We start from the raw sequence: 21691 nt of genomic DNA, 5'->3' as shown, positions 1-21691 counted from the left end.
TGGTCACTGAAATGTCGGACTCGGCGAAGGTAAGGACGATTGAAGCGGCATTATCCCATCGCGCCGGCCCGCGCTGCACGCCGGTACAATCACGCGATGATTTCCCGCGACCTCACCTTCGTTCTCGGCGGCGCTCGCTCAGGCAAGAGCGTGCACGCCGAGCAGCTTGCCGCCCAAAGCGCGCTGCCCGTGACCTACATCGCCACGGCACGCATGACCGCCGACGCCGAATTCACCGCGCGCATCGCGCATCATCGTGCGCGGCGCCCCGCACACTGGCATTTGCTCGAAGCAGACGTCGATCTCGCCGCCGCCATCGCTCAAGCCGACGCGCCGGGGCATTGCACGCTGATCGACTGCCTGACACTATGGCTCGCGAACCTGTTATGTCCCGCCGATGGCGAAGGCCTGCCGCCCGATCAATATCGCGCCCGCATTGAAGAACTGGAAGCCGCGCTTGCCGGCACTCGCGGCAAGATCATCGCGGTGAGCAACGAAATCGGCCTCGGCGTAGTACCGCTCGGCGCGGCAACGCGTCTTTATGTCGACGAACTCGGGCGCCTGAATCAGCGCGTCGCGGCGCTGTCCACGCAGGCCACCATGATGGTCGCGGGCCTGCCGCTCGCGCTCAAAACCACGGGCGGCGCGTGATGCTCTCGCTTCCTCTTGTCGTGACACTCGCGACCGCGGGCGTGGCCGTCGACCGCTGGTTCGGCGAACCGCGCGGCGCGCATCCGCTGGTGGCTTTCGGCAAATGGGCGGCGCGTTTCGAAGCGCATTACAACCGCGGACGGCGCTTGCGGCTCAAGGGGCTGCTCGCATGGTCGCTTGCCGTGCTGCCGCCGGTGCTGGTGGCGTGGTGGCTCGTCGCCGTGCTGCCGTTTTTCGCCGCCTGCGCAGTGCACGTTGCCTTGCTGTGGTTCGCGCTCGGGGCCCGCAGCCTGCACGACCATATCGAGCCCATCGCGCGGGCGCTCGCGCATCGCGATCTCGCGGAAGCACGCCTGCTGACGGCGCGGATCGTCTCGCGCGAAACGGCCAATGCCGACGAAGCCGCACTTTCCCGCGCCGCCGTCGAATCCGCACTCGAAAACGGCAATGACGCGATCTTCGGCGCGCTCTTCTGGTTCGCGATCGCGGGCGGTCCGGGCGCGCTCGGATTTCGCCTCGCCAACACCCTCGACGCGATGTGGGGTTACCGCACCCCGCGCTATCTGCGCTTCGGCTGGGCGGCCGCGCGACTGGACGACGTGCTCAACTGGATTCCCGCACGCCTCACCGCCGCGAGCTATGCGCTGCTCGGCGACACGCGGACCGCGTGGCGTTGCTGGCGCGAACAGGCGCCGCGTTGGGACAGTCCGAACGCGGGGCCGGTCATGGCCTCGGGCGCTGGCAGTCTGAACGTGCTGATCGGCGGTCCCGCGGTCTATAACGGTGCGCTCGAACATCGGCCCACGCTCGGCTTCGGGCATCCCGCGAAGGCCGCTCACATTACGGCCGCGCTCATGCTGGTCGAGCGTACGGTGATTTTGTGGCTCGCGGTGCTGATCGTGCTGGCCTTGCTGAGCGTGCCCTTGCATGTCTGAACGAATGGACGAGCGGCGCTCGCTTCAACATATCGACGAGCCTGGGCACGCTGGTGAAGCGCCGGCTGCGTGCGCGTCACCCGGTGCAACGATCGTGCACGGCGGCAATCTGCACGAAGCGGCTGAGCGCTATCGCATTCCGTACCCGGAGTGGCTCGATCTGTCGACGGGAATCAATCCGCACGGCTATCCGGTGCCGCCCGTTCCCGCCGACGCCTGGCGCCGCCTGCCCGATGAAGGCGACGACCTCGCCGAGTGCGCCGCGCGCTACTACGGCGCGCCGGACGCGGCGCATGTGTTGTCGGTAGCGGGGAGCCAGGCGGCGATTCGCACGTTGCCGGCGTTGCTGCCGCGCGCGGTAGCCGGCGTCGCGCCGCTCACCTACAGCGAATATGCGCCTGCGTTCCAGCGGGCCGGGCATCGCGTCGTGCCGCTCGATGTCTCGTGGGATGTACTGCCCGATTCGCTCACGCATGTGGCGGTCGTGAATCCGAATAATCCGACCGCCGGGCATCTGAGCGCTTCGAAGCTGCTCGCCTGGCACGCGCAATTGAGCGCGCGCGGCGGCACGCTGCTCGTCGACGAAGCCTTCGCGGATACGATGCCCGATGCTTCGCTAGCGGCCTTTACGGATCGCGACGGTCTGATCGTGTTGCGTTCGCCGGGGAAGTTCTTTGGACTTGCGGGCGTGCGCGCCGGTTTCGTGCTTGCCGCGCCCGCGCTGCTCGACAGCTTGCGCCGCGTGCTCGGCGCGTGGACCGTCAGCGGTCCCGCGCGTCATGCCGTGAGGGCGGCGCTGTTGGACCACGCCTGGCAACAGCAGATGCGCACACGGCTCGAAGCGGACAGCGCGCGCCTCGTCGATCTGCTGCAAGTTCATGGCATTCGTACGCGCAGCACGCCGCTCTTCGCCTGGACCGACGATCCACGTGCCGCAGCCCTGCACGAGGCATTGGCCACGCGCGGCGTGTGGACGCGGCTTTTCGCATCGTCAGGCAGCGTGCGTTTCGGTTTGCCCGCGAGCGAAGACGAATGGACGCGTCTCGCCCACACCTTGCGCGCGGCAGTCGAAACGATTCACGCAACGCGACCGGCCTGACCCGTTGACGAGCGCAAACCCTGCCCACATCGCATTGCAATGCAGGGCAGCGCACCGATCCACCCAACGTAAAACTCGACGTTCGACCCAATGAATTTGTCTGCACGATCGCTCCGCCCCGCTCTCGCCGTCATGCTGCTCGCCATCGCGTTGCGCGCGCAAGCGGGCATCGCCGTGACCGACGACACGGGCGCCGTGCTCACGCTGCCCGCACCCGCGCAACGCGTAATCAGCCTCGCGCCGCATGTCACCGAACTGCTCTACGCGGCCGGCGGCGGCGCGAAGACAGTAGGTGCCGTGTCGTACAGCGACTATCCGCCACAGGCGCAGCAACTGCCTCGCGTGGGCGACAACAAGTCGCTCGATCTCGAACGCATCGTCGCGTTGAAGCCCGACCTTATCGTGGTGTGGCGGCACGGTAACGCACAGCGCCAGCTGGATCGTCTGCGCGAATTGCACATACCGCTGTTCTTCAGCGAGCCGCATCATCTCGACGATGTCGCCGTCTCGTTGACGAAGCTCGGCGAATTGCTCGGCACCTCGCCTACCGCGGATGCAGCCGCCGCCGCATATCGTCGGGACATTGCGCGCCTGCGCGCGCAGTACGCCGACCGGCCAGCCGTTAGCGTGTTTTATCAGGTGTGGGATCAACCGTTGATGACGCTCAACGGCGAGCATATGGTCAGCGACGTTATCGAGCTATGCGGCGGACGCAACGTGTTCGCGAAACTGCAACCGCTCGTGCCCACCGTTTCGACCGAAGCCGTGCTCGCGGCAAATCCGCAGGCAATCGTCACGGCAGCGCCCGGTGCGACGAAGCCCGACACGGCCTTGCCTCAACTCGGCGCGTGGCGCGCGTGGCCGCGTCTGTCGGCGGTGGCGAATAACAATCTGTTCTCGATCGACGGCGATCTCATCAACCGCCCCGCGCCGCGCATCGCGCTAGGGGCGAAGCAGATGTGCGAGGACCTGGATCTCGCTCGCTCGCGCGTCAGGCAAAACGCGCAATAACGAGCTTAACGTGCATTAACGCCTGAGCCTGATGCGCCTTCAGGCTCACGCGTTCCACTTCACGAGCGACCACTGTTGGCTCTCGTCGCCGCGGCGCAGCCAGACGATGTTGGCGGTCTCCAGCGACCATCGCAAGCAACGTTCGAGCGGCACGTCGAGCGCCAACGACGCAATCGCGCGCATCACGCCCGCATGCGTGACCACATACGCCGGCGACAGCTCGCGCGTCTGCGCGTACGCGTCGAACCATGCGCGCACCCGCATGACGAACTGCGCGACGCTCTCGCCGCCATGCGCGCGTGCATGTTCGAAGTTGGACGCCCAGTCGTCGAGCAGTTCGCGATCGATCGCGTCCCAGCGCTGCTCTTCCCAATCGCCGAAATCCATTTCCTTCAGGCGATCGTCATGGCTGAGCACGCAGCCGAAGTCGTTCGCCAGTTCGACGGCGAGCGCCGAGCAGCGCGTCAGCGGGCTCGACATCACGACACGTGGCGCCGGCACCTGCAAGCTTGCGAGTCTTAAAGCAAGTGCCGCGGACGACACGTCGGCCGCCTCGGCGAGCGCCACATCGCTGTGGCCATAGCAAACGCCCGCGTCGAGTGCGACGGCGGGATGGCGAATCATGACGATATCCATGCGAGCCCTAGGAGATAGATGCCCAGTTCAAAGATCTGTTGCGCAAAGCCGAGACAATCGCCGGTGTAGCCGCCAATGCGCTTCACGAAATAGCGGCCCATGGTGAACCGCAACGCGACCAGCATCGCGAGCGCCGAGCCCGCGAACCGCCAGTCGGCCGCGAGCCATCCGCGAGGTCCGTCCGGCCACAACAGCCACGGCAATCCGAATGCGGCGGCGCATAACAGTGCTGTGCCGCTCAGGCGCTGCGCGACCGGCTTCGCTTTGCCCTCGGCACGCACATAGTCGAGCGTGCAGAGATAGCTGATCGCACAGGCGCGGCTCGCCGCATGAGCCGCAACCATCAGACTTGCGGCGCGCAGCGGCGGCAACGAAGCGAGCGTCTGCCACTTGAGAACAAGCGCGACGACAAGCGCAATCGCACCAAAAGCGCCAATGCGCGAATCGTGCATGATGCGTAATGCATCGTCGCGCGTATAGGCGCCACCGAACGCATCGACGCAATCGGCGAGGCCGTCCTCGTGGAACGCGCCCGTTATCAATAGCGACGACGCCATCGACAACAACACCGCAACCCCCGCCGGAAAGACACGCAGCGCCGCGAGATAGACAAGCGCGCTGATGCCGCCGACCAGCACGCCGACGAGCGGAAAATAACGCGCCGCCGCGTTCAGATAGTGCGGTTCATAGCCGACCCAGCGCGGCACGGGTACACGTGTGAAGTAACCCAGCGCCGTGAAAAAGTAGCGCAATTCGGCCAGCGGTTTCATATATGGCTTGCGTGCTCGTTGACTGAAAAGCGAAGTGCGGCGCGGTTCACGCTTCGCGGTTCGCTACACCGGCCGATTCGAAGCTCGCCATCTCGTTGATGAACGCGCATGCCGCACGCAGCAACGGCACCGCAAGCGCCGCACCGGTGCCTTCGCCGAGCCGCATGTCGAGCGATAGCAGCGGCTGTGCACCGAAATAGTCGAGCATGCGCCGATGTCCTGCCTCGTTCGACGCGTGCGCGAACACGCAATATTCACGCACGTCGGGCGCAATTGCGTCCGCGATCAACAGCGCTGAACTGGCGATGAAGCCGTCGACCAGAATCGTCATGCGCGCTTGCGCGGCGGCAAGATAGGCGCCGGCCATCATCGCGATTTCGAAGCCGCCGAAGGTTGCGAGCACATCGAGCGGAGCCGTGGATGTGTCGTGATGCGCAAGCGCCGCTGCAAGCACGCGGCGCTTTTTAGCGAGCCCGGCGTCGTCCAGACCGGTGCCGCGGCCCACGCATTCGTCGATCGGCACGCCGCAGATGCGGCTCATCAGGCACGCCGCCGCCGATGTGTTGGCAATGCCCATTTCGCCGAAGCCGATCACGTTGCTGCCAAGCGCTGCGTGATGCCGCACGCGCGCGGCGCCGGCTTGCATCGCGGAGAGCGCCTGCTCGTGCGTCATCGCAGGTTCGTGCGCAAAGTTGCGCGTGCCCGCGCCGACCGGAATATCGACAAGGCCATCGGTGTGCGGCAACGGCGTCGCGATACCCGCATTGACCACTTCGAGCTCGATGCCCGCGACGCGGCTCAATGCATTGACTGCCGCGCCGCCCGCGAGAAAATTCGCGACCATCTGCGCGGTCACCGCTTGCGGATAGGGGCTGACGCCTTCGGCCGCAATGCCGTGGTCGCCCGCGAACACGATCAGCGCGGGGCGCTGGACAGCCGGATGCGTAGTGCGCTGAATCAGGCCCATCTGACGCGCGAGCGTTTCGAGCCGGCCGAGACTGCCGGGCGGCTTCGTCTTCGTGTCGATGACGTGCTGAAGCTCGCTGCCTAACGTCTGTTCGAGCGGTTCTACCTGGGGCAATCCGGACAAGCGTGGCGAAGAGGTCATGGGTTTCGTGAAGATAAAAGATGTTTGGTTCTGAGCGTTAGCTTGACGACGTGTCATGGTTCGAAGCAGATTCGTGACGCGAGCGCGGCGCAGGAATGAGCGCCTCGTGCTCGCCGTCGCGAATCAGGATCAACGGATAGCCGAATACGCGGCTCGTCAACGCGGGCGTCAGTACCTCGTGCACACGCCCCGCGTAGGCGGCGCCCGCACCGTCGAGCAGCAGCGCGTGCGTCGCGAACCGGCGCGCGAGGTTCAGGTCGTGACAGGAAAACAGCAGGGTCCGCGTCGACTCACGCGTCCATTCGCTGAGCGCTTCCAGGCACTCGATCTGATGATGCAAGTCCAGATGCGATAAAGGTTCGTCGAGCAGAAGGAGCGGCGCTTGCTGACACAGCACCGCTGCGAGCGCCACGCGCTGACGTTCGCCGCCGGAAAGCGACAGCACGTCTCGTGCGGCTAATGCGGTGAGCCCCAGCAAGTCCAGCGCGGCACGCGCGGCCTCGCGGTCACCCTCGCCCTCCCAACCCCAGCCGGTCAAATGCGGAAAGCGGTTCAGCATCACGATGTCGAGCACGCTCGCGCTGAATGCGTCGGGCTGGCTTTGCGGCATCAACGCGCGGCGCTGCGCGAGTTGCCGCGTGTGCCAGGCGGACATACGCACACCGTCGAGTTCCACGTGGCCAGCCGAGGGTTCACGCAAACCCGCGAGCGTGGATAAGAGTGTCGTCTTGCCGGCACCGTTCGGCCCGGCCACGCACCAGATCTCGCCCGGATAAAACGTATGTGTGAACGCGTCGAGCAACGTGCGCTCGCCCGCACGCAAGCTCACGCGTTGCGCGCTGAGCGTGGGCTGCGCGAGGTTGTTAGTGGGCATCATCGGCGGGCACGGAGCAGCATCCAGAGAAACACCGGTACGCCGATGATCGACGTGATCACGCCGACCGGCAGTTGCGCCGGCGCGATCACAAGGCGCGCGATCAGATCGGCGCCCATTACCGCCACCCCGCCGCCGAGAGCCGCGGCGGGCAGCAGCATACGTTGATCGTTGCCGAACGCGAGCCGCAACATATGCGGCACCACGAGCCCGACAAAGCCGATGGTGCCTGCCGTCGTCACAGCCGCTGCGGCGGCGAGCGAGGCCGCAAGATACACGCGCAGCCGCAAAGGCATGACCGCAACGCCCAACGCCTGCGCGGCGGCGTCGCCTCGCAACAGCACATTCAGACGCGGCGCAACGGGCACGATGGCAATCAGCACGACGACCAGCGCGACGAGCGCGGTCCACGGCAGCGCGTTGCCATTGAGGTCGCCGGTCAGCCAGAACAACATGCCGCGCAAACGATTGTCCGGCGCAAGATTGAGCAGCAAGGTAATCAGCGCGCCCCAGCCTGCCGCGATGACGGCGCCAGTCAGAAGCAGGCGCGGCGACGTGTCCTGCGGTTCGCCGCGCCACAACTCGCGACGTGCAAGGCCGAGCACGAGAAGAATGGACACGAATGCGCCCGCGAATGCCGACGCATCGACGAGCCACCACGCGCAACCGGCGATCATTGCGACGAGCGCGAACGTTGCGGCGCCGCCCGATACGCCTAATACATAGGGCTCAGCGAGCGGATTGCGCAACAACACCTGCAGCAGCGCGCCAGCCAATGCGAGCAATGCGCCGCAAGCAAAACCGGCCAGCGCGCGAGGCAAACGCAGCGTGCGCACGATCTCGCCGGCGAGATCGGCAGAGTTCGCGTCAGACGCGCCCGCATGCAGCGGCGAGAGCGCCTCGATCACGCGCGCGGGCGCGAGCGACACACTGCCCAATGCGAGCGACGCCATCAATACGGCAAGCGCGGCGAGAGCAAGCACGAGCCAGATCGCGGCGGCGCGCTTCGCAGTCATCGCGTGAAGCGTTGCGGGCATCGAACCTTCATGACGGCTCATCGGCGCGTTCCCAGCACGGCGCTGGCATCACTGCTGCTGCCAGCCGACCGTGACATAGGCACCGCGCCGCGGCGAGTTATACGAGTAGGCCGTTTCATAGTCCTTGTTGAACACATTCTGGATTTGCGCGGCCACGTACCATGCCTTCGTGACGTTGTAGCGCGCTGCCAGGTTGACGACACCGTAGCCGCCGAGCTTGCCGCTGCTGTCTTCGCGCGGACCGCTCACGATCCACTCACCGCCCACGCGCCATCCTGCAATACTGCGATTCACCGTCAGCGACGCGAAACGCCGCGCTCGCCGCACGAGGTCGGTATCGTTGTCGAGGTCGACCGGATTTTGCAGCGTCACCGACGCGCGCACATCGGTCTTGCCTACACGTCCGCTCCACGATCCTTCGAGTCCTTGCACTTTTGCATGGCCCACGTTTTCGGCCAGATAGATCCCCGGCGTCACCTGTTCATAGTCGATCAGATTCGAATAACGCGTCTGGAAAGCACTCAAACGCATCACACCGAGCGCATTGGATGCGTACTGCAACGCTGCTTCGATCGAATGACTGCGCTCCGGCTGAATGGACGGATTACCGCTCAGCGGATAGTACAGATCGTCGAAGCTCGGTGCGCGAAACGAACAGGAATAGCTTGCGCTTAGCTTCCAGCGCGACGTGATGTCGAAGCCATAGCCGAGATAGTAACTGTTCGCTCCGCCGAAATCGGAGTACTGGTCGCGCCGCAGGTTAGCCTGTATCTGGTTGCGCCCGAAGCGTGCCGTATAACCGGCGAAGCCCGAGTCGACATGACGAGTGGGCGCGGCAAATGTATCGGAGTCGAGACTCTGGTCCAGATGCTCGTAGCCGACCTGCAGTTTCTGCTGCGCGGCCAGCGCGAAATCGCTTTGCCAGGTGTACTGTCGATTGTCGGTGTCGAAGCGGCCGTTATACAGACCGTTGGTGTTCGACACGCTGCGGTCGTCGCCTTGCGCAACGATGAAGTGCGTGGTCCACCAGTCCGTTAGCTTGCCGTTAGCGAAGGCGGACAACTGACGCACTTTCGTGTACAGATTGTTCAGATCGGTCGGCTCGCCGTACGCATTGTCGTAGCTGTTGTTGCCGTTCGACTGCAGATAGCGGACGCCCGCGTCCCAGTTGTCGGTGAACTTATGGCGCAGCGAAGCGGAGATGCTCTCGTTCAGATAGCCGTTCGCATTGGGGTTCGCATTCGGCGCCTCACGAGGATTGAGCGCGGAAAAACCGTCGTCTTTCGAACGCGCGAGCGAGATGTTGAAGGTCGTGCGGCCGTCCTTATCCAACGCGCCGTTCGCGCCCACCTGTTGCGTCTGCGTGTGGTAGCTGCCGTAGCCCACGGAAAAATTGAAACGCGGCGGATGATCGCCGCCGTCTTTCGTGAACACCTGAACCACGCCTCCGATCGCGCCCGAGCCATACAAGGCCGACACGTTGCCATTCACTACTTCGACGTGGTCGACCTGATCGAGCGGAATCTGCGCGATTTGCGCGGTGCCGAGACTCACGGAATCGACGCGCACACCGTCAATGAGAATCAGCGATTGCGTCGACGACGCGCCGCGCAGATACAGGCTTGCTGTCGAACCGGGGCCACCTGTGCGCGAGATTTGCGCGCCGGGCGCGAGTTGCAGCAGACCCGGCAGATCGGTTGCGGTGGTGTCGGCAATGTCCTGCTGATCGAATAGCGACGTTTGCGGAATCGTGTCGGCGAGCGCTTGAGGTCCGCGCTCGGCGGTGACGACGACGGGCGACAAAACAGCAGGTGATGATTCGGCGATAGCGACGGATACAGCGCTCGTAGCAACAGGCGCGACCGGTGCGACTGCAACCGACGGCGCAGGCGAACTGTCGGCGGCTTGCGCATGCGCGAGCTGCGGCAGCCCTGCAAATGCGAGCAGCGCCGCGCGGGCGATAGGGGACAGCATGAGTGAAGTTTCCCGTGGATGGCGTGCGCGGCCCGCTTCCCCGCAGGCCGTCGCGTAACGAGGCGCGAGCGCTTTTGACTTCATTTCGCGGGCGCGCGCCTCTCCCTCTGGCCGGTATCCGGGCTGACGACGCTCGATCCCGCCTTCCCACGCGTGACGCGCAGTGGCACACTCGCATGTTGAACTGGAACACGCGATGGGGATCGAACTGCAAACGCGAACTGCAAAGCACGAAGTGCAAAGCGAATGCGGTCGCTTACCGTTGCGGGGGCAGCGCAGGTTCGCGCGTTCAGGTGAACGGCGCGCCCTGCTTCCCGTTTAACTGCACGCGCAATGAATTGCGCGCGCGGGCACCAGAGTGCGGCCAGTGTATGAGCGGCCTCGGGGCCAGTCAAGAATGCGGGTCACGACAGCGATGATTCGGACAGGAGCAGAGTATTGTCCGACGCGATCTGTGACACACGAGTACTTTTTCATCTTCAGTCGAAAAAAGCCTGCATAAAGCGGTGTTGTTACGTCTCGAAACGAGACAAATGTCGGAACGTGCGGCATTCCGCGCTAAAATGCGAGGTCTTTAGAGGACGCAGCACATGCTCACCGAACTCGAAACACTCTCACAGAATATCGGCAAGCTGATAGCGATCAGCCAGCGCCACAACGAAGCGCGCGTTGCGCTTGAAGAGCAGCTCGCCCAGTCGCGCGCCGAGGCAGAAGCCACGCGCACGGAACTTGCCATGGTTCGCGAGGAACGCGATGCACTGCAAGCGGAGTGCGACGCGCTGTCGGCCAAGATCGACGACGCTCAAGTGCGGCTCAATGCGATCCTCGAAAAATTGCCGCGCGCTCGCGGGCACAACGAGCCGGACAACCAGCTCGATCTGCTCGAGCCCGCTCAGCATGAAGTCGAAGCGGAGAGCGACGCCACTCGCCATGGAGAAAATGCATGACCACCAAGCAGATCGAAGTATCGATTCTCGGCGTGCCCTATCGTCTCGCCTGCTCGCCGGAAACGGAAGGCGCGCTGCTTGAAGCAGTCGCACGAGTCGACGCCGAAATGTCGAAGATCCGCAATAACAGTAACGTGCGCGGCACGGATCGTATTGCTGTCATGGCCGCGCTGTCGCTGGCATCGGAACTGCTTAAGCTGCAATCGAGCGTGCGTCACGGAGAAGCATTTCCCGCTGAAGAAATCAGGCGTACAATGCATCAAATGAACGAACAACTGGGTACTGTGATCGAGCAGTACACCATGCAGTAAGCAGCAAGTTTGCAACGTGTCTGGAAGTAGAAGTGGCCGGTCTTCGGGTCGGCTGCAGATTCAACCAGGTGGCACACGTAGCAGCTGAGCAAAGCGCGTGAGAGCATGCACGAGCACACTCGGCAAACGTTTCACCTGAATGGTTTTAGCTTCATCGGTTTAGCTTCCCTGCCTGGTTCGCCAAGGTCATATATTCCTTGAACCAATGCCATGTGCACGGTTGCGGAAATTTGTAGCACGGGCGTGCGCGTCACTCTGTCTGATGTACCCGAAGTGCTGCTAACTGCGACCAATTCTGAACCCCCGGTTCAGGATGCCGGCCTAGCGGCCAAGGCGGGGACCTTATTTGGAACGGCATCGGACTACTGTCCGGTGCCGTTTTTGTTTGGGCTCCGGCTTTTCCAACCTTAACGTTCCCTTCGATTCATGCGCTACTGGCTAATGAAGTCCGAACCGGACGAAGCAAGCATCGACCATCTTGCCAACGCACCGCACCGCACGTTGCCGTGGACCGGCGTGCGCAACTATCAGGCGCGCAACTTCATGCGCGACGCGATGCAGGTCGGCGACGGCGTGCTGTTCTATCACTCGAGTTGTCCCGAGCCTGGCATCGCCGGGATCGCCGAGGTAGCGTCTACCGCTTACCCGGACCCGACTCAGTTCGACAAGAAGAGTCCTTACTACGATCCTAAGTCGTCGCAGGAAACGCCGCGCTGGCTGCTCGTCGACGTGGTCTTCAAGAAGAAGATTCCGTTGATTCCGCTCGCCGCATTGCGCGAGCACGACGAGCTGAAAGACATGCGAGTGCTGGCGAGAGGCAACCGTCTGTCCATCACGCCGGTCACCGAAGCCGAGTGGCGCTTCATCACGAAGCGACTCGCCTAAGTTCGCTGGTGCTTGCTGCAACGGCGCCACGAACGATGTCACTCACCGCTGCTCATCGCACGGTTAAATTGGGGAACCAAGCTCAGGTTACAAGCGCCTAACGCACTTGCAAACGGACTACCAACGGCGCACACAGCGCCGTGCCGTTGCATCGCGCCGGCCGGATCGTGCGCAATCCTGTTCAAGCAAGGAGTTCCACACAGATGAAAAACACCGCACGTGCACTCGCTTTCGCGCTCGTCTGCGCCGCGCCTGCAGCCCTCGTGCTCACGCCCGCTATGGCACGCGCGCAGAGCGTCGCGCCCTATCAACCGGCCGGCGTGCTGTCGCTGAACGCGCAGGCCAGCGCGGAAGTGCCTCAAGACGTCGTCGAAATCACGCTCTTTTACGAGCAGGAAGCGAGCGATCCGTCGGCTCTTACTTCAACGCTGAACCAGCGTGCCGATTCGGCACTGCAAAAAGCCAAAGGCGTGAGTGGCGTGACCGCACGCACAGGTTCGTTCTCGATTTACCCGTCTACCGATCGCGATGGCCGCATCTCCGCATGGCGCGGCCGCACGGAGGTCGTGCTCGAGTCGCACGACTTCGCCGCGGCGTCGAAGCTTGCAGGGCAAATGGCGCCCATCATGCAGGTCGGCAATGTGCAGTTCTCGCTGTCGCCCGCGGCGCAACGCGCCGCTGAACAAAAGCTGACTGGCGATGCAATCAAATCGTTCCGTGAGCAGGCGGCTTCGTCCGCGCAGGCGTTCGGCTACAGCGGTTATTCGATTCGCGAGGTCAACGTCGGACATAACGGCGCCATGCCGCGGCCCGTCATGATGATGAGCGCGCGCGCCATGGGCGTCGACGCCAAGATGTCGGCCCCTGTGCCGATTGAAGGCGGCACGTCGACGGTAACGGTGAATGTGTCGGGCTCGGTGCAGATGAAGTAACGCGCGGTCCACCTGCCGCCCCATGCGGCGGCAAAAAAAACGCCACGGCATGCCGTGGCGTTTTTTATTCAGAACACAACGTGCCGCGCTACGGCAGCGCGTGCGCCGGTTCGCCGGGGCTGCGACGATACGACCACACGAGCATCGCAATGCCAACGAGGATCATCGGCAACGAAAGCCATTGGCCCATGGAGAGACCCATGGCGAGCAGGCCCAGGAAGTCGTCGGGCTCACGGGCGAATTCGACCGTAAAGCGCGCGAGGCCATAACCGATCAGGAACACCGCCGAAATAGCGCCGAGCGGCCTTGGCTTACGCGAGAAGAAGAACAGCACGAAGAAAAGCGCGACGCCCTCGAGCGCGATCTCATACAGCTCTGACGGGTGACGCGGCAGCATGTGATATTGCGCGAAGACTTCGTTCAGCTTCCATTGCGCGGCCAGTTGCGGATGCGCGGCGAGCCATGCAGCGTCGTCGGGCGCGGCGCCTGGAAAGAGCATCGCCCACGGCGCCGACGGATCGGTCACGCGCCCCCACAACTCACCGTTGATGAAGTTGCCGAGACGCCCTGCCGCCAGTCCTGTCGGCACCATCGGCGCGACGAAGTCGGTGACCTGCAGCCACGAGCGTTTGCGCTGATAGGCGAACAGCACCATGGCGAGCGTCACGCCGAGGAAGCCGCCGTGAAACGACATGCCGCCTTCCCACACCTTGAAGATGTCGAGCGGATGCGCGAAATAAAAGCTCGCTTTATAGAACAGCACGTAGCCGAGCCGGCCCCCGAGAATCGTGCCGAGCACGCCGTAAAACAGCATGTCGTCGATATCTTTGGGTGTCCAGCCTTGCGCCGCGACGAACGGCAAACGCAGCCGCAGCCGGCCGACGACGATCGCCGCGATGAACGCGACGAGGTACATCAGTCCATACCAGCGCACGGCGAGCGGCCCCAGATGAATGGCAACGGGGTCGAAATTCGGGTGAATGAGCATCGTGTTGTTATGGGCAGTTCGGGTTCAGAAACTAGTTTGTATCGATAAGGCGCGGCTTGCGCCGTCTGCATTGGACGGCTGCGCATGCAATGCGTTCGCCGCAGTCACGTTAATTACGGTACGCGGGCAGCTTGCCCATCGGCACTCGCCGCATGCGCCCGCACGATTTCGATGAAGCCCGCCAGCACCGGGCTCACTTTCGCGGTTCGCCACACGAGCCCGGTTTCGATAGCGGGCACCGACTCGGACAACGGCCGGTACACGACGCCGGTCCGGCGCAGGTTACGCAACGATTGCGGCACCAGTGCGACACCCATGCCGGCCGACACGAGGCTCACGATGGTCTGCATCTGGATCGCCTCCTGCCCGACCCGCGGCTGAAGCCCCGCCACGCCGTAGCAATCCATAATGATGTCATAAAAGCCTGGCGCCAAACGTCTTGGGAAGATGACGAGCGGTGCATCAGCAAGCTCACGCAGGCTGACCGGCGTGTCGAGCCACTCCGCATGCGGGTCGCCGCTACCGCCTGCAGCGCCGCCACTGGCCGCCACGCGCGCCGCCGTGTCGGTCGACATGGCGATCACGAGCGGCTCGCGCGCGATCGGCAGCCACGAAAGTTGCGCGGCATGACGCGACGGCGCGGGGGCAATCACGAGCCCCGCGTCGATGCGTCCGGCGACGAGTTCGTCCACCTGCACGTCGCTCGTTGCTTCGGTGAGTTCAAGCCGCACGCGCGGATAGCGCGCGCCAAAGTCGCGCAGCAAAAGCGGTAACAAGCCATAGTCCGCCGTCGAAACGAATGCGAGCGACAGCACGCCCGCCTCGCCGCGCGCGAGGCTCTGTGCAAGCGGCCGCAAGCCCTCCGCACCCGCCAGCAGACGCTGCACCTCTGGCAGCAGATCCGCGCCCACAGGCGTCAATTCAACGGACCGCTTGGTGCGCGCGAACAGCTCCACCCCAAGCGTTTCCTCCAGCGCACGGATTGCCTGCGACAGAGGCGGCTGGGTCATTGAAAGGCGCGCGGCCGCGCGGCCGAAGTGCTTTTCTTCGGCGACGGTCACGAAATAGCGCAATTGACGCAGGTCAGGAACGGCAGGCAGCATGATTAATACATTTTACGACCTATTCGGCCGTCAATAATATATTGGACACGCACATCGCAAAATTGCATTCTTGCCTGACGGGTCCGAACTACACTGGACCGACCAGCAAAACAAACAGACCGGAGATCCTCATGCCCTACAACCGTCGTTCGAAGAACATCACGCAAGGCGTGGCCCGTTCGCCGAACCGCTCGATGTACTACGCACTCGGCTATCAGAAAGAAGATTTCGACAAGCCGATGATCGGCATCGCCAACGGCCATTCGACCATCACGCCGTGCAACGCCGGTCTTCAGCGACTTGCCGACGCTGCCGTGGCCGCCGTCAAGGGCGCGGACGCGAATCCGCAGATCTTCGGCACGCCGACTATTTCCGACGGCATGTCCATGGGCACCGAGGGCATGAAGTACTCGCTCGTGTCGCGGGAAGTCATCGCGGACTGTATCGAGACATGCGTGCAGGGCCAATGGATGGACGGCGTGGTCGTGATCGGCGGCTGCGACAAGAACATGCCGGGCGGCATGATCGGCCTCGCGCGCATGAACGTGCCGGGCATTTACGTGTATGGCGGCACGATCCGTCCGGGCAACTGGAAGGGCACGGATCTGACGATCGTGTCGTCGTTCGAAGCCGTCGGCGAATTCACGGCAGGCCGGATGTCGCAGGAAGACTTCGAAGGCGTCGAACGCAATGCGTGCCCGTCGACGGGATCATGCGGCGGCATGTACACCGCCAACACGATGAGCTCGTCGTTCGAGGCGCTCGGCATGTCGCTGCTCTATTCGTCGACAATGGCCAATCCCGATCAGGAAAAGGTCGACTCGGCCGCTGAATCGGCGCGCGTACTTGTTGAAGCCGTCAAGAAAGATCTGAAGCCGCGCGACATCATCACGAAGAAGTCGATTGAAAACGCCGTGGCCGTGATCATGGCGACCGGCGGCTCGACCAATGCCGTGCTGCACTTTCTCGCAATCGCGCACGCGGCGGAAGTCGAGTGGACCATCGAGGACTTCGAGCGCATGCGCAAAAAGGTGCCGGTGATCTGCAACCTGAAGCCCTCGGGCCAGTACGTCGCCACCGACCTGCACAAAGCCGGCGGCATTCCGCAAGTCATGAAGATCCTGCTCGACGCGGGTCTGCTGCATGGCGACTGCATCACCATCACCGGCAAGACGCTCGCTGAAGAACTGAAGGACGTGCCGTCCAGGCCGCGCGCGGATCAGAAGGTGATCTTTCCGATCGATCAGGCGTTGTACAAGGAAGGCCACCTCGCAATCCTGAAGGGCAACCTGGCCGAAGACGGCGCGGTCGCGAAGATCACGGGCCTGAAGAACCCGGTGATTACGGGTCCGGCCCGCGTATTCGACGACGAGCAAAGCGCGCTTGAAGCGATTCTCGCCGACAAGATCGTTGCCGGCGACGTCGTCGTGTTGCGCTACCTCGGCCCCAAGGGCGGCCCGGGCATGCCGGAAATGCTGGCGCCGACTTCGGCGATCATCGGCAAGGGTCTCGGCGAAAGCGTCGGCCTCATTACCGACGGACGCTTTTCAGGCGGCACGTGGGGCATGGTGGTTGGTCACGTCGCACCCGAAGCATTCGTGGGCGGCACGATCGGCCTCGTGCAGGAAGGCGACTCGATCACGATCGACGCGCACAAGCTGCTCCTGCAACTGAATGTCGACGACGCCGAACTTCAGCGCCGCCGCGCCGCATGGCAGCAACCGCAACCGCGTTATACGCGTGGCGTGCTGGCGAAGTACTCGGCTCTCGCACTGCCGGCCAACAAGGGCGCCATAACCGGCTGAGGCAACGAGCCAGGACCGCACTTGCGGTCACCCGCGAGCGTGAAGCCCGGTCAAGCCCTACGTAAAAGCGAAAGGGGCGCACGAAAAACCGTGCGCCCCTTTCCTTTTATAATGTTCTGACCACAAGCCGGGCAACCGCACCGGCGGAGACCAGAATGAAATCAATGTCGTGTACGGTGCTTGCAACGGCTGTTGCATTCGTGACAATGTCGATCGGCATCAGCCCGGCCGCGCATGCCGAGGCGCCGATGGGACTTGCGCTTGCCCAACAGCAGAACTGCATGAGCTGCCACTCGGTCTCGCGTCCGTTCATGGGGCCGGCGCTGCACGATGTCGCCGCGAAATATGCCGGCCGCGAAGACGCCGCTATCTATCTGAAGCACAAGATTCTGGACGGCAGCACGGGCGTATGGGGCCCGGTGCCCATGCCCGCGAATACGCAACTTACGCCCGAGCAGGCGGCTGCGCTGGCGGGCTGGGTGCTCACGCTTAAATGATCCCGGCTGATTCATTAGCCTTGGCGTGAGCGGGGCTCGATGCGTCGCGCCACGCGCGGGGCACCGCTGCATCGACTGTCACGCGCCGCCCGATCGACGGGCAATCTCCGCTTCAACCGCTTCGCGTACCCAACCGGTCATCTGGTTCTCAAGAGTCGATACGACTTCACGCGTGATCTGATCGACGAGCCGCGTTGCGTGCTCTTCGACAGCGCTGCGACAGCGTGCTTCGATGACACCGCGCCCTTCGCCCGCGAGGAATCCCGCGACCCGCTCACGCAGCCGTTCGGCGATGCGTTCGGCATCGACAGCGGATTCGCCGTTCGTATCAAGTTCCTGAGCGATATCCGGCGGCACCGTCGCGGCGGCTTCAAACGGCGGCGGCGGTTCCGTCCGATCAAACGTGGCTGCGGACGCTGCCAGCGCGTCGTCATGCGTATGGTCGGCTGCGGCCGAAACATGCGGCCGCGGTTTGTTCGTGGCATGAGCATGATCGGCCGTCGAACGCGCCTTATCGGTTACGGCAACGTTAGCCGCAGTCCCCAAAGGCTGCGGCGCAAGCACCGGCTCCGGCGCACGCGTTTCCTCCGGTGTGAGGACCGGCTGCGGCGCAAGTTCGGGCTCCGCGGTGACGTCCGGCTGACGAAGCGTTTCCGCTTCACGCAGCGGCGTCTCCGCTGGCGCAGCAGCCGGAGCAGCGGCGCCGGCCTGCGGCTCGCGACGTTGGGCCACATGGCCCGGCACCAGCACCTCGCTCAGAACCGGGATGGAGTTATCGTTGGGATCGGACACCTGCGCCCTCCGTATTTGAGTCGTAGCGAAAGCAGGCCGCGTATGCGCCGAATCGCCTCGACAGGGCACAACGCGACGCGGAACGGAAACCTAACCGCCCTGCTTGTAGTTGTTCAAAGCATAGCCGCGATCGCGATAGAAGCGGTAGCGTTCGCGGCCCGCAGCGAGCTCGTCGTGTGCGTTACCGACCACTTCCAGCAATCTTTCGAAGCGCGCGAATTGCGCGGGCACGCTCGCGCCCAGATTGAGCAGCACCTGATGATGAGGGACGTCGTCGAGATTCGTGGCCAGCACGATCGGCGTTTGCGCGGCGAGCGGCGTGCCGGCCATGCAGTGCGGCACGAAGTCGAGCGCGGAAAAGGTCCACAACTGTTCGTCGAAAGCGCGCAGGCGCTCCGGCTCGGCAACGACGATGGTGGGCTGTCCCGCCTGATACGCCTTGCGCACCAGGCGGCATGCATACAGCAGCGAGTCGCCGACGTTCGAGTGAAAATCGATTCTCGTCATCGGCGACTCCTGCTGGCGCGCGGTGCGATCGCTCGGGCACGTGCCAAGCGTGCCACGCGTCCAACGTTACTGCGATGCGTCATTGTGCGGCGCGGTCGATCAGGAACTGCGCGAGGAGCGGTACCGGACGACCTGTCGCGCCCTTCGCCGCTCCGCTCTTCCATGCGGTGCCGGCGATGTCGAGGTGCGCCCACGGATACGCGTCGGTGAAGCGCGACAGAAAGCACGCCGCCGTGACGCTGCCCGCCGGACGCCCGCCGATGTTGGCCAGATCGGCGAAATTCGACTTCAGCTGTTCCTGATACTCGTCGTCGAGCGGCAGGCGCCAGGCCGGGTCGGATGCCTCACGCGATGCGTCGAGCAACTCGCCCGCGAGCGCGTCGTCTTTGGAGAAGAGGCCGCTGTTGTGATGGCCGAGCGCGATGATGCAAGCACCCGTCAGCGTGGCGATGTCGATCACCGCAGCGGGCTTGAAGCGCTCCGCATAAGTGAGCGCGTCGCACAAAATCAGGCGTCCTTCCGCGTCGGTGTTCAGCACTTCGATCGTCAAACCCTTCATGCTGGTGACGATGTCGCCCGGCTTGGTGGCCGTGGCCGAGGGCATGTTCTCGACCGCGGGAATGATGCCGACCACGTTGATGTTCAGGCCCATTTCGGCGACCGCGCGCAACGTGCCCAGCACCGAACCGGCGCCGCACATGTCGTACTTCATCTCGTCCATGCCTTCGCCTGGCTTGAGCGAAATGCCGCCCGTGTCGAACGTCACGCCCTTGCCGACCAGCACCACCGGCGCGGCCTTCGCGGCGCCGCCCTGGTACTGCAGCACGATGAACTGCGCGGGTTCGACAGAGCCGGCCGTGACCGACAGGAACGAGCCCATCTTCAGCGCTTCGCACTGTTTTTCGCCGAGCACTTCGACCTTCAGCTTCCAGTCTTTGGCAAGCTTCTTCGCCGTGTTCGCGAGATAGGTCGGCGTGCAGACGTTGCTCGGCAGATTGCCGAGGTCGCGCGTGAGATCCATGCCGTTGGCAAGCGCCGCGCCCTGCTTTGCCGCGAGCTTGGCGGCTTTCTCGTCGCCTGTATTCACGCTGAAGACAATGCGCTTCAGTGCGCGCGCAGAGTTGTCCGGCTTGCTCTTCATTTGCGTGAACTTATAGGTCAGTTCGCGCAGCGCGAGGATCGCGGCGCGCACGCCCCAGTCGGCCGTACGCTCGAGGATAGGCAGTTGGGCCAGCGTGAAGGTGACCTGCACGACCTTCGTGGCGAGCAGCGCGCGCCACGCCGCGCGCACGGCTTCGCCATAGGCTTTCTGACTGAAAGCGTCCTGTTTGCCGAGGCCTACGAGCAGCACACGCGACGCGCCGATACCCGAGACTTCGTGCAGGAACAGCGTGGTGCCCGCTTTGCCGTCCATGTCGCCCGCCTTGATGATGCGGGTCAGGAGGCCCTTGGTGGCCGCGTCGATCTCAAGTGCCGCGCCCGAGAGCGTTTGCGACTCGAACACGCCGATTACGATGCAATCGGATTTCCCGGTGAGGAAACCGTTTGACGAGCCTTTGGTCCAATCACAGGCTTTTATGCTAAAGTCCATCGCGCTTGTCCTCGGATAAAATCTGGGCTTAGGATGAAAGCCGCAATTATCCGCTATTTTTCCCGCGGCGGCTGCACCGGAGGCGTGACGGGAAGCAACCCGCGCGTCGCTGAGAGCGCCCCCTCTCGTCATCAATAATGATCTTCGAACGCTCCCTCCAGCGCGAACTCGCGTATACGGCTGGTGCCGTGTTCATGGTTCTCCTCACGCTCGTGCTGACCACGATGATGATCCGCATCGTCGGCTTCGCGGCGCAGGGCGAGATCGACCCGCGCGACGTGCTGGTCCTGATCGGGCTGACCGTGATCGGCTATCTGGCCATCATGCTCGTCGCCACACTGTTCGTGTCGATCCTGTTCGTGCTGACACGCTGGTACAAAGACTCCGAAATGGTCGTGTGGCTGTCTTCGGGCGTGAGTCTCACGCAGTTCATCAAGCCGATTGGCATCTTCGCCACGCCGATCATCATTCTCATCATGTTCTTCGTGTTCGTCGGCTGGCCGTGGTCCAACCAGCAGAGCAAGCTGATCCGCGCGCGTTTTCAACAGCGCGACGAAGTTTCGCTGCTCGCGCCCGGCCAGTTCCGCGAATCGGCGAGCACTCACCGCGTGTTCTTCATCGAGAAGATGTCGCCCGACCAGGGCCATGTGGAGAACGTGTTCGTAACGAGCACGGAGAACGGCAAGGTCAACGTGGTCGTGTCCAAGAACGGCCACACCGAAACGCATAAGAACGGCGACCGCTTTGTGGTTCTGGAAAACGGCCGCCGCTATGAGGGCGAACCGGGACACCCGGATTTCCGCATCATGGAGTTCGAGCGTTACGGCGTCAAAATCGAGAGCCAGCCGGTCGTCAATACGACGAGCACCACCGGCACGCCCACGCTCACGCTGCTGCGCAATCCGACCAGAGACAATCTCGCGGAGTTCGCATGGCGCGCCGGTCTGCCGCTCATCGCGATCAACCTGATGCTGCTCGCCATTCCGCTTGCGCATCAGAACCCGCGGCGCAGCCGCACGATCAATCTTGTCATGGCCGTGCTGATCTATCTGACCTATTCGAATCTGTTGAACGTCGTCCAGTCGTGGATCGAGCAAGGCAAGATGTCGTTCGGGGTTGGACTCGTGAGTCTGCATGTGATCGTGGCCGCGGTTGTCGCGTTCATCTTCTGGCTGCGCGTGCGCAACCGGCCGCTGTTCACGCGGGCCATGTTCACCCGTTCGCAGGGAGCGTGACCG

General features: G+C 63.6%; 22 protein-coding genes, 1 other RNA gene and 1 riboswitch. Of the genes, 12 read left to right on the top strand and 11 right to left on the bottom strand.

Features of this window, described 5'->3' with window-relative positions:
• Positions 1-96: 96 nt before the first annotated feature.
• The 4 genes from cobU (at position 97) to H281_RS0100725 (ending at position 3696) form a co-directional block, all read left to right on the top strand.
• Positions 97-651 (top strand): bifunctional adenosylcobinamide kinase/adenosylcobinamide-phosphate guanylyltransferase, encoded by a 555-nt coding sequence (gene cobU, locus H281_RS0100740; protein WP_027804178.1) that lies wholly within the window; start codon positions 97-99, stop codon positions 649-651.
• Positions 651-1586: an adenosylcobinamide-phosphate synthase CbiB gene (gene cbiB, locus H281_RS0100735; RefSeq protein WP_020065173.1), complete on the top strand. Its 936-nt coding sequence runs from the start codon at positions 651-653 to the stop codon at positions 1584-1586. Before cobU ends, cbiB begins: the two co-directional genes overlap by 1 nt.
• Positions 1579-2685, top strand: a complete 1107-nt coding sequence (gene cobD / locus H281_RS0100730; RefSeq protein WP_033379387.1) for a threonine-phosphate decarboxylase CobD — start codon at positions 1579-1581, stop codon at positions 2683-2685. The genes cbiB and cobD overlap by 8 nt, the downstream gene beginning before the upstream one ends.
• Before the next feature lie 90 nt (positions 2686-2775).
• Positions 2776-3696: a cobalamin-binding protein gene (locus H281_RS0100725; RefSeq protein WP_027804177.1), complete on the top strand. Its 921-nt coding sequence runs from the start codon at positions 2776-2778 to the stop codon at positions 3694-3696.
• Between the two features lie 45 nt (positions 3697-3741).
• Here H281_RS0100725 and cobC read toward each other — a convergent pair whose 3' ends face one another.
• The 6 genes from cobC to H281_RS0100695 are packed head-to-tail and all read right to left on the bottom strand — an operon-like array spanning position 3742 to position 10095.
• On the bottom strand, positions 3742-4332 hold the full coding sequence (gene cobC, locus H281_RS0100720; protein ID WP_027804176.1) for an alpha-ribazole phosphatase: 591 nt from the start codon (positions 4330-4332) through the stop codon (positions 3742-3744).
• Positions 4317-5102 carry an adenosylcobinamide-GDP ribazoletransferase gene (locus H281_RS0100715; RefSeq protein WP_020065169.1) on the bottom strand — a complete coding sequence of 262 codons (786 nt, stop codon included), beginning with the start codon at positions 5100-5102 and terminating at the stop codon, positions 4317-4319. The genes cobC and H281_RS0100715 overlap by 16 nt, the downstream gene beginning before the upstream one ends.
• 46 nt (positions 5103-5148) lie before the next feature.
• Complete coding sequence (gene cobT, locus H281_RS0100710; RefSeq protein WP_020065168.1) at positions 5149-6210, bottom strand: nicotinate-nucleotide--dimethylbenzimidazole phosphoribosyltransferase; 1062 nt, start codon at positions 6208-6210, stop codon at positions 5149-5151.
• 37 nt (positions 6211-6247) lie between these two features.
• Entirely contained in the window at positions 6248-7087 is an 840-nt protein-coding gene (locus H281_RS0100705) for an ABC transporter ATP-binding protein (protein WP_020065167.1), read from the bottom strand.
• On the bottom strand, positions 7084-8142 hold the full coding sequence (locus H281_RS0100700) for a FecCD family ABC transporter permease (RefSeq protein ID WP_020065166.1): 1059 nt from the start codon (positions 8140-8142) through the stop codon (positions 7084-7086). Before H281_RS0100700 ends, H281_RS0100705 begins: the two co-directional genes overlap by 4 nt.
• A 27-nt stretch (positions 8143-8169) precedes the next feature.
• A complete protein-coding gene (locus tag H281_RS0100695) occupies positions 8170-10095 on the bottom strand; it encodes a TonB-dependent receptor domain-containing protein (RefSeq protein ID WP_020065165.1) in 1926 nt (641 codons plus the stop codon).
• A 92-nt stretch (positions 10096-10187) separates the two neighbouring features.
• A riboswitch (cobalamin riboswitch) is annotated at positions 10188-10468 on the bottom strand.
• Between the two features lie 217 nt (positions 10469-10685).
• On the opposite strand from H281_RS0100695, the gene H281_RS0100690 reads away from it, so the two are divergent.
• The 5 genes from H281_RS0100690 (at position 10686) to H281_RS0100675 (ending at position 13170) form a co-directional block, all read left to right on the top strand.
• A complete protein-coding gene (locus tag H281_RS0100690) occupies positions 10686-11042 on the top strand; it encodes an ATPase (protein WP_020065164.1) in 357 nt (118 codons plus the stop codon).
• Entirely contained in the window at positions 11039-11353 is a 315-nt protein-coding gene (locus H281_RS0100685) for a cell division protein ZapA (RefSeq protein ID WP_020065163.1), read from the top strand. The genes H281_RS0100690 and H281_RS0100685 overlap by 4 nt, the downstream gene beginning before the upstream one ends.
• A 162-nt stretch (positions 11354-11515) precedes the next feature.
• Positions 11516-11697: non-coding RNA, 6S RNA (ssrS, locus tag H281_RS35715), on the top strand.
• Between the two features lie 82 nt (positions 11698-11779).
• On the top strand, positions 11780-12238 hold the full coding sequence (locus H281_RS0100680) for an EVE domain-containing protein (RefSeq protein WP_027804175.1): 459 nt from the start codon (positions 11780-11782) through the stop codon (positions 12236-12238).
• Between the two features lie 203 nt (positions 12239-12441).
• A complete protein-coding gene (locus tag H281_RS0100675) occupies positions 12442-13170 on the top strand; it encodes an SIMPL domain-containing protein (protein WP_020065161.1) in 729 nt (242 codons plus the stop codon).
• Positions 13171-13258: 88 nt separating this feature from the next.
• On the opposite strand, the gene lgt is transcribed toward H281_RS0100675, so the two are convergent.
• Complete coding sequence (gene lgt / locus H281_RS0100670; RefSeq protein ID WP_020065160.1) at positions 13259-14158, bottom strand: prolipoprotein diacylglyceryl transferase; 900 nt, start codon at positions 14156-14158, stop codon at positions 13259-13261.
• 113 nt (positions 14159-14271) lie between these two features.
• On the bottom strand, positions 14272-15261 hold the full coding sequence (locus H281_RS0100665) for a LysR family transcriptional regulator (protein ID WP_020065159.1): 990 nt from the start codon (positions 15259-15261) through the stop codon (positions 14272-14274).
• Between the two features lie 131 nt (positions 15262-15392).
• Here H281_RS0100665 and ilvD point away from each other — a divergent pair, with 131 nt between their 5' ends.
• Positions 15393-17066, top strand: a complete 1674-nt coding sequence (ilvD, locus tag H281_RS0100660; protein ID WP_020065158.1) for a dihydroxy-acid dehydratase — start codon at positions 15393-15395, stop codon at positions 17064-17066.
• Positions 17067-17221: 155 nt separating this feature from the next.
• Entirely contained in the window at positions 17222-17563 is a 342-nt protein-coding gene (locus H281_RS0100655) for a c-type cytochrome (protein ID WP_020065157.1), read from the top strand.
• A 78-nt stretch (positions 17564-17641) separates the two neighbouring features.
• On the opposite strand, the gene H281_RS0100650 is transcribed toward H281_RS0100655, so the two are convergent.
• The 3 genes from H281_RS0100650 to H281_RS0100640 all read right to left on the bottom strand — a co-directional run bounded on the left by H281_RS0100650 (position 17642) and on the right by H281_RS0100640 (position 20453).
• Complete coding sequence (locus tag H281_RS0100650) at positions 17642-18355, bottom strand: DUF2486 family protein (RefSeq protein ID WP_020065156.1); 714 nt, start codon at positions 18353-18355, stop codon at positions 17642-17644.
• Positions 18356-18445: 90 nt separating this feature from the next.
• On the bottom strand, positions 18446-18862 hold the full coding sequence (locus H281_RS0100645; RefSeq protein WP_020065155.1) for a DNA polymerase III subunit chi: 417 nt from the start codon (positions 18860-18862) through the stop codon (positions 18446-18448).
• Between the two features lie 79 nt (positions 18863-18941).
• A complete protein-coding gene (locus tag H281_RS0100640; RefSeq protein ID WP_020065154.1) occupies positions 18942-20453 on the bottom strand; it encodes a leucyl aminopeptidase in 1512 nt (503 codons plus the stop codon).
• Between the two features lie 137 nt (positions 20454-20590).
• Between H281_RS0100640 and lptF the strand changes: the two genes are divergently transcribed.
• Positions 20591-21688 carry an LPS export ABC transporter permease LptF gene (gene lptF / locus H281_RS0100635; protein ID WP_020065153.1) on the top strand — a complete coding sequence of 366 codons (1098 nt, stop codon included), beginning with the start codon at positions 20591-20593 and terminating at the stop codon, positions 21686-21688.
• The last annotated feature ends 3 nt before the right edge of the window (positions 21689-21691 follow it).

Source organism: Paraburkholderia caledonica (genome assembly GCF_000383275.1).
GTDB lineage: Bacteria > Pseudomonadota > Gammaproteobacteria > Burkholderiales > Burkholderiaceae > Paraburkholderia > Paraburkholderia caledonica.
Note: the sequence above shows the minus strand (reverse complement) of the source record. Positions and strands in the feature narration are given on the sequence as shown.

Coding starts and splice junctions, on each gene's coding strand:
- H281_RS0100695 (WP_020065165.1), bottom strand. CDS start 10,095: ATGCTGTCCCCTATCGCCCGCGCGGCGCTGCTCGCATTTGCAGGGCTG.
- lptF (WP_020065153.1), top strand. CDS start 20,591: ATGATCTTCGAACGCTCCCTCCAGCGCGAACTCGCGTATACGGCTGGT.
- H281_RS0100690 (WP_020065164.1), top strand. CDS start 10,686: ATGCTCACCGAACTCGAAACACTCTCACAGAATATCGGCAAGCTGATA.
- H281_RS0100680 (WP_027804175.1), top strand. CDS start 11,780: ATGCGCTACTGGCTAATGAAGTCCGAACCGGACGAAGCAAGCATCGAC.
- H281_RS0100645 (WP_020065155.1), bottom strand. CDS start 18,862: ATGACGAGAATCGATTTTCACTCGAACGTCGGCGACTCGCTGCTGTAT.
- H281_RS0100675 (WP_020065161.1), top strand. CDS start 12,442: ATGAAAAACACCGCACGTGCACTCGCTTTCGCGCTCGTCTGCGCCGCG.
- cbiB (WP_020065173.1), top strand. CDS start 651: ATGCTCTCGCTTCCTCTTGTCGTGACACTCGCGACCGCGGGCGTGGCC.
- H281_RS0100725 (WP_027804177.1), top strand. CDS start 2,776: ATGAATTTGTCTGCACGATCGCTCCGCCCCGCTCTCGCCGTCATGCTG.
- H281_RS0100655 (WP_020065157.1), top strand. CDS start 17,222: ATGAAATCAATGTCGTGTACGGTGCTTGCAACGGCTGTTGCATTCGTG.
- ilvD (WP_020065158.1), top strand. CDS start 15,393: ATGCCCTACAACCGTCGTTCGAAGAACATCACGCAAGGCGTGGCCCGT.
- lgt (WP_020065160.1), bottom strand. CDS start 14,158: ATGCTCATTCACCCGAATTTCGACCCCGTTGCCATTCATCTGGGGCCG.
- H281_RS0100665 (WP_020065159.1), bottom strand. CDS start 15,261: ATGCTGCCTGCCGTTCCTGACCTGCGTCAATTGCGCTATTTCGTGACC.
- H281_RS0100685 (WP_020065163.1), top strand. CDS start 11,039: ATGACCACCAAGCAGATCGAAGTATCGATTCTCGGCGTGCCCTATCGT.
- H281_RS0100705 (WP_020065167.1), bottom strand. CDS start 7,087: ATGATGCCCACTAACAACCTCGCGCAGCCCACGCTCAGCGCGCAACGC.
- cobT (WP_020065168.1), bottom strand. CDS start 6,210: ATGACCTCTTCGCCACGCTTGTCCGGATTGCCCCAGGTAGAACCGCTC.
- H281_RS0100715 (WP_020065169.1), bottom strand. CDS start 5,102: ATGAAACCGCTGGCCGAATTGCGCTACTTTTTCACGGCGCTGGGTTAC.
- cobD (WP_033379387.1), top strand. CDS start 1,579: ATGTCTGAACGAATGGACGAGCGGCGCTCGCTTCAACATATCGACGAG.
- cobU (WP_027804178.1), top strand. CDS start 97: ATGATTTCCCGCGACCTCACCTTCGTTCTCGGCGGCGCTCGCTCAGGC.
- cobC (WP_027804176.1), bottom strand. CDS start 4,332: ATGGATATCGTCATGATTCGCCATCCCGCCGTCGCACTCGACGCGGGC.
- H281_RS0100700 (WP_020065166.1), bottom strand. CDS start 8,142: ATGAGCCGTCATGAAGGTTCGATGCCCGCAACGCTTCACGCGATGACT.
- H281_RS0100640 (WP_020065154.1), bottom strand. CDS start 20,453: ATGGACTTTAGCATAAAAGCCTGTGATTGGACCAAAGGCTCGTCAAAC.